The sequence below is a fragment of the Cellulomonas septica genome (assembly GCF_012396155.1).
Taxonomy (GTDB): Bacteria; Actinomycetota; Actinomycetes; order Actinomycetales; family Cellulomonadaceae; genus Cellulomonas; species Cellulomonas septica.
In genome coordinates this window covers 1-1,973 of the sequence record NZ_JAAXOY010000658.1, presented here as the reverse complement: position 1 = coordinate 1,973, position 1,973 = coordinate 1, and the positions used below count along the sequence as shown (strand labels likewise).

Here is a 1,973-nt window from a genome sequence, read left to right as displayed (position 1 = left end):
CGAGCCGGGTCCAGACGACCTGGCGGCGGGCGTCGTCGAGCACCTGGTCGACGTCGTCGACCACGAGCAGGCGAGGCCGCTGCAGCAGGGCGAGGCCGAGGCGCAGCAGCATCGCGTCGAGCTCGTCGAGGTCGACCAGCACGACGCACGCCGGACCCGGCTCGTCCGCACCGGGGTGCCAGGCGGCGTCGAGCTCGAGGGTGAGGAAGCCGTCGTGGACCGCGAACGCCGAGCGGACCGCGTCGAGGCGCGCCGCGACGTCGAGCCCGCGCAGCGGGTTGCGGCGCGAGTCGCACACCGACCCGCACGAGCAGGAGATCGTCACCATGCGCACCAGGGTGCCTCCGACCACCGACATCCGCGCGGACGACGGGCGGCGCGGGCGTCGCGTCGGCGGCGTCGGGGGCGTCGCTCGCGTCACCGGCGGCGGGGGCGGTCTCGGTCCCGGGGGAGGCGGTCATGTGGTGAGTCCCTTCTGACTGACCGGTCAGTACAAAGGTACGCCCGCTTCGTCGCCTTGTCCGGGTCTTGCGGTGTCTCGCTCCTCACACGCCGCCTCCGGACGGCCCTGGTCCGTGGCCCGGGCATGAAAGGATCGACGCATGGCCATGCGAGAGATCCGCACCGTCGGAGACCCCGTCCTGCGTACCCCGTGCGACCCGATCACCGCGGTCGACGACCGCGTCCGCTCGCTCGTCGAGGACCTGCTCGAGACGGTCGACCACGAGGGTCGCGCCGGTCTCGCGGCCAACCAGATCGGCGTCGGCCTGCGCGCGTTCTCGTGGAACATCGACGACGAGATCGGCTACGTGCTCAACCCGGTCATCGTCGAGCTGTCCGAGGACGAGTACCAGGACGGCGACGAGGGCTGCCTCTCGGTCCCGGGTCTCTGGTACCCGACGCGTCGCGCCTGGTACGCGCGCGTCGTCGGCACCGACCTCGACGGCAAGGAGGTCGTCGTCGAGGGCACCGAGCTCATGGCCCGGTGCCTCCAGCACGAGGTCGACCACCTCGACGGGATGCTCTACCTCGACCGCCTCGAGCGGTCCGTGCGCAAGAAGGCGATGCGGGCGATCCGCGAGCAGCTCTGACGCATCCCCGCCCGGGTGCTTGGCGGTGACGCCGCACGTCGGGCATAGTGTGCACAGCACGCCGCGAGACCGTGAGTGCTCCTGAGCAGGACCCGAGGACGTTGGGGAAGGCGAACCTCGAGCCGACCAGGAGGACGACATGGCAGGTGCGATCACCCGCGGTGTTCTTTTCGTGCACTCTGCGCCCCGTGCGCTGTGCCCCCACATCGAGTGGGCAGCCGGGAACGTCCTGACCGCGCGGGTGACCTTCGACTGGACCCCGCAGCCGGCAGGACCCGGCTTCTACCGTGCCGAGCACTCGTGGCAGGGGCCCCAGGGCACCGGCGCGCGGCTGGCGTCCGCGCTGCGCGGCTGGGCGCACCTGCGGTACGAGATCACGGAGGAGGCGAGCCACGGCGTCGACGGTTCCCGCTGGAGCCACACGCCCGAGCTCGGGATCTTCCACGCCGCGACGGACGTGCACGGCAACGTCGTGGTCCCCGAGGACCGGATCCGCGCGGCGCTCGAGCACGCCGAGGACCCGACGCGCCTGCGTGCGGAGCTCGACCTCGCGCTCGGGCAGGCCTGGGACGACGAGCTCGAGCCCTTCCGCTACGCGGGCGCCGGTGCACCCGTGCGGTGGCTCCACCGCGTGGGCTGACCTGCACCGACGTCTCGCTGCGTGAGCGCCTAATCGATTCGCGCGTGGACAGCCTGCCGACCCTGTCCGCCAAGGTGTGACCTCCGGCGTCGCCCCCTCGACGCCCGCCGACCCGGGACCGCCCGGGCCACGAGAGGACGCACCCCGATGACCACGCCCCGTACGCCCGCGCTCGCCCTCGCGGGCCTGACGCTCGCCGCCGCCCTCACGGGCTGCGCCGCCGACGCGACGGCCGCCGACGG

2 protein-coding genes and 1 pseudogene are annotated in these 1,973 nt (G+C 72.9%); 2 read left to right on the top strand and 1 reads right to left on the bottom strand.

Translation table 11 applies throughout. The annotated features are described in order from the left end of the window. Positions 1-328: pseudogene (locus HGA02_RS17810) on the bottom strand (hypothetical protein); the annotation flags it as partial. A gap of 274 nt (positions 329-602) precedes the next feature. Between HGA02_RS17810 and def the strand changes: the two are divergent. Together def and HGA02_RS17800 are read left to right on the top strand one after the other, a co-directional pair. Beyond that, positions 603-1,091, top strand: a complete 489-nt coding sequence (gene def / locus HGA02_RS17805; protein ID WP_124341013.1) for a peptide deformylase — start codon at positions 603-605, stop codon at positions 1,089-1,091. A gap of 139 nt (positions 1,092-1,230) precedes the next feature. Further along, positions 1,231-1,731, top strand: coding sequence for a DUF3145 domain-containing protein (locus HGA02_RS17800; RefSeq protein WP_168680577.1), 501 nt, complete (start codon positions 1,231-1,233; stop codon positions 1,729-1,731). The last annotated feature ends 242 nt before the right edge of the window (positions 1,732-1,973 follow it).